This is a genomic window from Mesorhizobium sp. M0159 (assembly GCF_040322295.1).
Taxonomy (GTDB): domain Bacteria; phylum Pseudomonadota; class Alphaproteobacteria; order Rhizobiales; family Rhizobiaceae; genus Mesorhizobium.
In genome coordinates, this window is record NZ_JAMYTF010000101.1 from 1 (window position 1) to 7189 (window position 7189).

Genomic DNA, 7189 nt, shown 5'->3' on the forward strand with positions numbered 1-7189 from the left:
CCCTAGAGCGCCGACCCCCCCCCCCCCCTCCCCCATATGGGGGGGCCGCCGGGCCCGCCCCCGCCCCCCGGTACTCAACGCTTACTTCAGTTCGACCTTGGCGCCGGCTGCTTCCAGCTGGGCCTTGAACTTGTCCGCGTCGGCCTTGGAAACGGCTTCCTTGACCGGCTTCGGAGCCGCCTCGACCAGGTCCTTGGCTTCCTTGAGGCCAAGACCGGTGATGGCGCGAACTTCCTTGATGACGTTGATCTTCTGAGCGCCTGCCTCGGTGAGGACGACGTCGAATTCCGTCTTTTCCTCGACCGGAGCAGCAGCGGCCGCAGCGCCGCCGGCAGCGGCAACCGCCACCGGAGCAGCGGCGGAAACGCCCCACTTTTCTTCAAGAAGCTTCGACAGCTCGGCCGCCTCGAGGACGGTCAGCTTCGAAAGGTCGTCTACGATCTTTGCCAGATCAGCCATTGCAATGTTCCTTCATAAGGTTCGAACGTGTGTTTGTGATAGCGAGGAACGGCCTCATGCCGCCTCGTCCTTCCGGGCGTAAGCGCCGATGACGCGCGCGACCGAAGCCGCAGGCGCATTGACGATCTGGGCGATCCGGGTTGCCGGCGTGGCGATCATGCCAACCAGCCTGGCGCGCAGCTCATCGAGCGACGGAAGTGTGGCGAGTGCCTTCACACCGTCGGCATTGAGCGAGGTGGTACCCATTGCGCCGCCGAGAATGACGAGCTTGTCATTTCCCTTGGCGAAATCGGACGCGACCTTCGGCGCCGCAATCGGATCCTCCGAATAGGCGATCAGCGTCTGTCCCTTGAACAGCTCGATGATCGATGCGGAGTCCGTGCCCTGAAGAGCGATTTTGGCGAGACGGTTCTTCGCGACTTTGACGGTGCCACCGGCGGCGCGCATTTTCGACCGAAGGTCGTTCATTTGCGCGACGGTGATACCGGCGTAGTGGGCCACGACGACTGAACCAGCGCTTGAGAACGCATCATTCAGGCCCGTGACGAGTTCGCGTTTTTCCGCTCTGTCCACTGCCTATCTCCAGTTGACCCCTGCCCTCTACGAAGGACAGGCGTCGGGTTGCCTTTTGCCGGCCGGGCCATCCAGTAACGGATCTCCCGAACGACGCTCGAGGATCCTGCCCCCTTTCGCCACACCTGCCGGCAAGCCGGACGGTGCGCAGACAAAAGGCAAACACGGTTCGAACCTTTCATTGGAGCTTGTGGCTCCTTTGTCCGGTCTTCACCCGTCTCATGCAGGCCCACATGAATTAAGGCCCACATCACCTAAGGCTTGGGGGCCGCCTGCAATCTCGGACAGGATGTCCGGAAGCCTTTCGACTTCCGGTACCGGGCCGCCGACAGGTCGGAGGCCCGGAATTCTTTCACGGATCAGCGTTTTAGCGGCCGATCCAATTGTTCGTATCAGGACGCTGCGAGCGTCGAGACGTCGAGCTTGAGGCCCGGGCCCATCGTCGAGGTGACCGACACCTTCTTGACGTAGTTGCCCTTGGCACCAGCCGGCTTTGCCCTGGTCACCGCGTCAGCGAAGGCGCGGACGTTTTCTTCCAGCGCCTTGACGTCGAACGAGACCTTGCCGACGCCGGCGTGAACGATGCCGGCCTTCTCGACGCGGAACTCGACGGCGCCGCCCTTCGATGCCTTGACGGCGGCGGTAACGTCGGTGGTGACGGTGCCGACCTTCGGGTTCGGCATCATGCCGCGCGGACCGAGCACCTTGCCGAGACGGCCGACCAGCGGCATCATGTCCGGCGTGGCGATGCAGCGGTCGAAGTCGATCGTGCCCTTCTGGACGATGTCGACCAGATCCTCGGCTCCGACGATGTCGGCGCCGGCGGCCTTGGCCTCCTCGGCCTTGTCGCCACGCGCGAACACGGCGACGCGAACGCTGCGGCCGGTGCCGTTCGGCAGGTTGACCACGCCGCGGACCATCTGGTCGGCATGGCGCGGGTCGACGCCGAGGTTCATCGCGACTTCGATCGTCTCGTCGAACTTCACCGAGGAGCGATCCTTGAGCAGCTTCAGCGCCTCACCCAAAGCATAAGCCTTGTTGGGATCGATGCCTTCGCGGGTCTTCGATACACGCTTTGCAATCTTTGCCATGATCTCAGCCCACCACTTCCAGACCCATCGAGCGGGCGGAGCCCTCGACCATGCGCATGGCCGCCTCGACGTCGTTTGCGTTCAGATCCTTCATCTTCTGCTCGGCGATGGCGCGCACCTTGTCGCGGCCGATCGTGCCAGCCTTGACCTTGCCCGGCTCCTTCGAGCCCGACTTCAGGTTGGCAGCCTTCTTCAGGAAGTAGCTCACCGGCGGCGTCTTCATGACGAAGGTGAACGACTTGTCCTGGTAGTAGGTGATGACGACCGGAACCGGCGAGCCCTTTTCCATTTCCTGGGTCTGCGCGTTGAACGCCTTGCAGAACTCCATGATGTTGATGCCACGCTGACCAAGCGCCGGGCCGATCGGGGGCGACGGCGTGGCCGATCCCGCGGAAACCTGGAGCTTGAGCTGGCCTGCAATTTTCTTAGCCATCTCTCTTCCTGCCTTTTCTCATGCCGGTCTTGCCGGCGGTTGCAGTCTGGTGGTGCGGTCCGCGCGGCCGGCTAAAGCCGCATTCGCCTCCCACCCGTTTTTGGCCGCGCGATCTCCGCGCCGCCTTCCCTGCCGCCGAAACCGGTGCAGGGATTTCGGATCAGCCCTTCTCGACCTGTCCGAATTCCAGATCGACCGGCACGGCGCGCCCGAAGATCGAAACTTCCACCTTGAGCCGCGCCCGCTCTTCGTCCACTTCCTGGACGAAACCGTTGAACGACGCGAATGGTCCATCCGAAACGCGGATCGCTTCGCCGATCTCGAACGTCACCGACGGCTTCGGCCGCTCGACGCCTTCCTGAACCTGGTTCAGGATACGCTGGGCTTCGGCTTCGGTGATCGGCACCGGCTTGGAGTCGCCCAGGAAACCGGTGACCTTCGGCGTGTTCTTGACGAGCGAGAACACGGCATCGGTCAGATTGGCTTTCAGCAGCACATAGCCCGGAAAGAACTTGCGCTCGGCATCGACCTTGCGGCCGCGGCGGATCTCGACCACCTTCTCGGTCGGCACCACGATCTGCTCGATGTCGGCGGACAGGCCCTTCTGCTTGGCCTTGTTCTCAATGTCCTCGGCAACCTTCTTTTCAAAGTTCGAGTAGGCGTGGACGATGTACCACCGCGCGGTCATTTCAAGACTTCTCCGTAATCGCCGGACTTACTGTCCGAGGCCGAGGATTTTTTCGACCGCAAAGCCCATGGCCACGTCTGCGGTAAAGAAAAAGATCATCGCGATGACCGCGAACACAAGGACCATCACCGTCGAGATCATCGTTTCGCGCCGCGACGGCCAAGTGACCTTGGCGGTCTCCGCGCGAACCTGCTGGAGAAAGGTGAAAGGATTTGTGGTTTTCGAAGCCATATGCCGCTCTGTCTGCAAGACCCGTTGGCCGGGTCTCCTGGATGATCCCGCTGGCCGGGACGTGCCGCTTGAGCGTGCGTTCGCGCCGAATCAGCGCAATCATTTCGCCCATGCAAATCAGACGCGTAAAGCCGGCTTCCCAGCTCCACGCGTCGCGTGTCTGTTTCGTCTACATAAAACCGATTCTTGATCCACGCAAGTGGCAAGTGTCCGCTTTATGCCCAAACGCCGCCTCGGAACCATCCAGTCGTTCCGTCCCGGCTATGCGGCCCTTATGCCGCAACTTATGCTATATGGCAAGTCACAAGCCGGTTTTCAAAGGCCGCACTGCAAAAGAATCGTTTTTAGGTATCCATTCAAAGAATGGCACGGGCAGCAGGGCTCGAACCTACGACCTGCGGTTTTGGAGACCGCCGCTCTACCAACTGAGCTATGCCCGTATGCGCATGTCGGCGCAGCAGGCGCTTCCTAAAAGCTTCCGCGCGCTCTGTAAAGAGCGACGTGCGCTACCCGGCCTTCATCTTCGAAAGTCCAGGCGTCCTCCCGGCCATTTCCCGTCGATCCGTTGATTGCTGACGATCAAGCCGACCCAGGGACGCACGATTTTCGGGTCGGTCAGATTGATATATTTTCCGACCAGCCCTTTCGCACCCTGCCGCCGCGCATCGATGAGCCCCTTGCGCACGCCATCATGCCAATCGAACAGCAGGTAAACCCTCTCTCCCGCCGTCTTCACCTCGCCCCGGCCGGACTTCCATTTATCCTCGGTATCGCCCGGGATCGTGGGATCGGCACCGCCGTTCCATCGGCTGGACCAGCTGCCTTCGACGGTGTCGTTGCGGTCGCGGTCGCTTTCGGTGCCCGATGCCTCGGCATTTTCATCGCTTGGAGTTCCCTCCAGTTTCACGCCGGCGGCGAACGCCGACACCTCCTCGTCGTCGGGAGTGGGGACGTCCATGACGCCAAACGGATTTCGGATTCCGCGGTTGCTGTCAGAATTTGCTTTGCTGTCCGATCCCATCGCAGGCCTCCGGTTTTTCAGCGCGGCCTCCGCCGGCCACGGTGGCCTCAAACCGTTCCAGCCTGGCGGACCGAACCATTCACCGCCACCCATTTCCCGCAAATCGGGTCCTGGCGGCAGGGTTTTCGACCGATTCGCGCCCCGGTCAGTCTCCCGAAGGCGGCTTGTAGGGGCCGCCTGGCACCCCCCAACCCCAGGCCGGCATTGGTTCGGTCTCGGGATCGCAGGTCGGGCCCTTGTTGGAGTTCATCTTGGCCAGCCGCGATCCCCATTCGACATAGGCCATGAAGGCCGAGCGGAATTCGGGATCGTCAGGCAACCCGATCTCGTCGGCGGCGTCGGCGAGAAGATTGATCCAGCGCCGGCGCTGCTCCTCGGTCAGATGCTTGCCAAGATGATGCATCACCATCTCGCGATGGCCGCCGTGCTTTTCGCTGTAGGTTTTCGGTCCACCAAAAACTTCGCCGATGAAAGCCGCGACGTGAGCGGGATGATCCGGCGACATATGCTTGAACACCGGCCCGACGATGGGGTCCCGAGAGACGTTGTCGTAGAAGGTCTGGGTCAGGCGGTTCAGCGCTTCGGAGCCGCCGGCCCATTCAAACAATGTCGGGACATCCTGGCTCATTCGCGATCCCTCCCATGCTGGTCTTCAACCGTGGCTGACGATAGCGGAAACATCGCGCGCCGCTCAACCTGCCTCGATGGGCAGTCGGCCGCAATGCCCGCGTTACGATTTGACCGGCGTGCTGGCCTGAGCCTTGGCGCCCGAGGCTTCGCGGCAGTTTTCCGGCCGTGGCCCCGATCTGCAGATGCCGGGGCCTGTCAATTCGTCTGCCGATTGATGCCCGGTTATCAGCCCGTATTTCAGCATCCTGTCGAGTTCGAGCTGCCGTTCGACTGAATACAGCTGAATTGCGGTAAACAGACCGGGGCCGATGGCCATGTTCTCGAGATAGGCCTTGACCTTTTGCTCCTGCCCTACCGAATGCACGCTCAACTGTGCACGCGGGCCGACCAGGCGTTTGACACCGCCGGCGAGCATGATCGGACAGGCCGAGCCGCAACCGCCGCCGGCATCGACCGTCAGCCCGTTGTAGACGCCGTCTTCGGCCGTGCAGTCGGCCTGCCGCGGCTCGCAGCCAATGAAATCCGTCCGCGCCACAGCGACGTCGAGCTTGCGTTCGCGGATCAGCCTTCCGGCCGCCAAAGCACCGAGCACATCACCACCCGGCGAGTTGATAACGATGGGCAGGCGCCGGTCGCCGACGCTGTCAAGCAGTTGGCGCAATTTTTCGGGCGTGTCAGCGGTAATCGCGCCTTCCGCCGAGATCCATTCCGGGCAGTTGGGATTGCACAGCGGATTGCTGCCGCGAACCACAACGAAGCGCATCTCCGGCGCCCCATTCCCTGGCGCTGCCTCGACCGGCTGGGTAGGTGCCGCCTTCGCCGGCTGAGAAAGTGGGACTTGAGCCGGTTGAGAAGGTCTGGCCTTCGCATCGATCGCTGCCACCTCGGCCGGCTTGGCATTCGCAGGGATTTCCTTGCAGTTCGCCGGCGCCGGGCTCCGCCGGCATATGGCTGCTTCCGTCAGGATGTCGACGGACTCGAGGCTGGTGACGAGCTTCATCGCCAGCATATCTCCCGGCTTGATCTGCCTTATATCGCTGGCTGGCGTTGCCTTCATGATATCCAGCACGCCCTTATCAATACCCATCTCCTTCAGATAGGCCGATAGCCGCCTCTCCAGCGGCTTGTTCATCTCGTAGGTCTTGTAGCTGCCGGCGTCTCTTCGGCTGACGATCCGGGTGCTGAGGATCTTTTTCTTGCCCTTCACCATGCGATAGGTGGTGCGGTACAGCAGTTTCGTCCGGATGTAGGTCGTGGTGATCTGATGGACGCCGAGAAAGGCCCATTCCCCGACCACGCGCCGGATGCCACCGGAAAACATCAACGGACAGGCGGAATTACAGATGGCGCCGTTGGCATAGGCATCGCCGAAATAACGGGCGCCCTTGCCGTCGTTTTCCTTGCAGTTCTTCATATCTGGCAGACAGCCGACGAAGCCGGTTTTACCGACGGCGATATCGAGCTTGTTCTTGCGGATCAGGCGGCCAAGTGTCAGCGCAGCTTCGACATTGCCGCCGGGGGAATCGACGACGATCGGCAGCTTTCGGCCGCCAAGCGCTTTCAGCGCGCGTTTGAAGTGCCGGCTTCTATCGAGCCTTCCGCCGATATCCATTCCGGACAGGTCGGCTCGCAGCCCGGCGCGCTGCTGCGCACGACGACGAACCGCATCGTCGGGCCGAAATCCGGCGCGGATTTTTCCGGCGTGGATTTCTTTGCATCCGCTGCGAAGGCAGCGTGGCCCATGGCAAGCAACGACACCAGGCAGATCAGCCCTAGCGACCACCATGCCTGACTATGCAAACGGCGCCATGGAACCATTCGGGCAGCCCCCTCGATGCAACCTATACTAGTTATGGCAGAGGCGCTTGCAACAGGATTTGAAGCAATGCGGTTAATCCATTGCCAGAATATCGGAATCAAAAAGGGCGGCCCGAAGACCGCCCCTTTGCATCCGATCTCAACCGGCAGCGCCGGCGACTACTCTTTGATGGTGACGACGATGCCGGCACCGACGGTGCGGCCGCCTTCACGGATGGCGAAGCGCAGCTTCTCTTCCATGGCGA

Annotated in this window: 11 protein-coding genes and 1 tRNA gene; 1 reads left to right on the plus strand and 11 read right to left on the minus strand. The window is 61.9% G+C overall.

The window, feature by feature from the left end:
* Positions 1–81 precede the first annotated feature (81 nt).
* From rplL to NKJ32_RS34765, 10 genes are all read right to left on the minus strand, one after another.
* Complete coding sequence (rplL, locus tag NKJ32_RS34720) at positions 82–459, minus strand: 50S ribosomal protein L7/L12 (protein WP_023680442.1); 378 nt, start codon at positions 457–459, stop codon at positions 82–84.
* Positions 460–513: 54 nt separating this feature from the next.
* Positions 514–1032 (minus strand): 50S ribosomal protein L10, encoded by a 519-nt coding sequence (gene rplJ / locus NKJ32_RS34725; RefSeq protein WP_008875657.1) that lies wholly within the window; start codon positions 1030–1032, stop codon positions 514–516.
* Between the two features lie 392 nt (positions 1033–1424).
* A complete protein-coding gene (rplA, locus tag NKJ32_RS34730; RefSeq protein WP_023680441.1) occupies positions 1425–2123 on the minus strand; it encodes a 50S ribosomal protein L1 in 699 nt (232 codons plus the stop codon).
* Between the two features lie 4 nt (positions 2124–2127).
* Positions 2128–2556: a 50S ribosomal protein L11 gene (rplK, locus tag NKJ32_RS34735; protein ID WP_023680440.1), complete on the minus strand. Its 429-nt coding sequence runs from the start codon at positions 2554–2556 to the stop codon at positions 2128–2130.
* 160 nt (positions 2557–2716) lie between these two features.
* On the minus strand, positions 2717–3244 hold the full coding sequence (nusG, locus tag NKJ32_RS34740) for a transcription termination/antitermination protein NusG (RefSeq protein WP_006333333.1): 528 nt from the start codon (positions 3242–3244) through the stop codon (positions 2717–2719).
* A gap of 27 nt (positions 3245–3271) precedes the next feature.
* Positions 3272–3475: a preprotein translocase subunit SecE gene (gene secE / locus NKJ32_RS34745; RefSeq protein ID WP_023680439.1), complete on the minus strand. Its 204-nt coding sequence runs from the start codon at positions 3473–3475 to the stop codon at positions 3272–3274.
* Positions 3476–3839: 364 nt separating this feature from the next.
* A tRNA-Trp gene (locus NKJ32_RS34750) sits at positions 3840–3915 on the minus strand.
* Between the two features lie 77 nt (positions 3916–3992).
* The gene (locus NKJ32_RS34755; protein WP_031213131.1) at positions 3993–4496 is read right to left on the minus strand and encodes a hypothetical protein; all 504 of its coding nucleotides are present in this window, start codon (positions 4494–4496) and stop codon (positions 3993–3995) included.
* Between the two features lie 145 nt (positions 4497–4641).
* Positions 4642–5124, minus strand: coding sequence for a group II truncated hemoglobin (locus NKJ32_RS34760; RefSeq protein WP_023680437.1), 483 nt, complete (start codon positions 5122–5124; stop codon positions 4642–4644).
* A gap of 102 nt (positions 5125–5226) precedes the next feature.
* Positions 5227–6423 (minus strand): hypothetical protein, encoded by a 1197-nt coding sequence (locus tag NKJ32_RS34765; protein WP_352830415.1) that lies wholly within the window; start codon positions 6421–6423, stop codon positions 5227–5229.
* Here NKJ32_RS34765 and NKJ32_RS34770 point away from each other — a divergent pair.
* A complete protein-coding gene (locus NKJ32_RS34770) occupies positions 6391–6918 on the plus strand; it encodes a hypothetical protein (RefSeq protein WP_352830420.1) in 528 nt (175 codons plus the stop codon). The genes NKJ32_RS34765 and NKJ32_RS34770 overlap by 33 nt on opposite strands.
* Before the next feature lie 185 nt (positions 6919–7103).
* Here the strand turns inward: NKJ32_RS34770 and NKJ32_RS34775 are convergent.
* A partial coding sequence (locus tag NKJ32_RS34775; RefSeq protein WP_455749504.1) for an EF-Tu C-terminal domain-related protein occupies positions 7104–7189 on the minus strand: 86 nt, incomplete at its 5' end.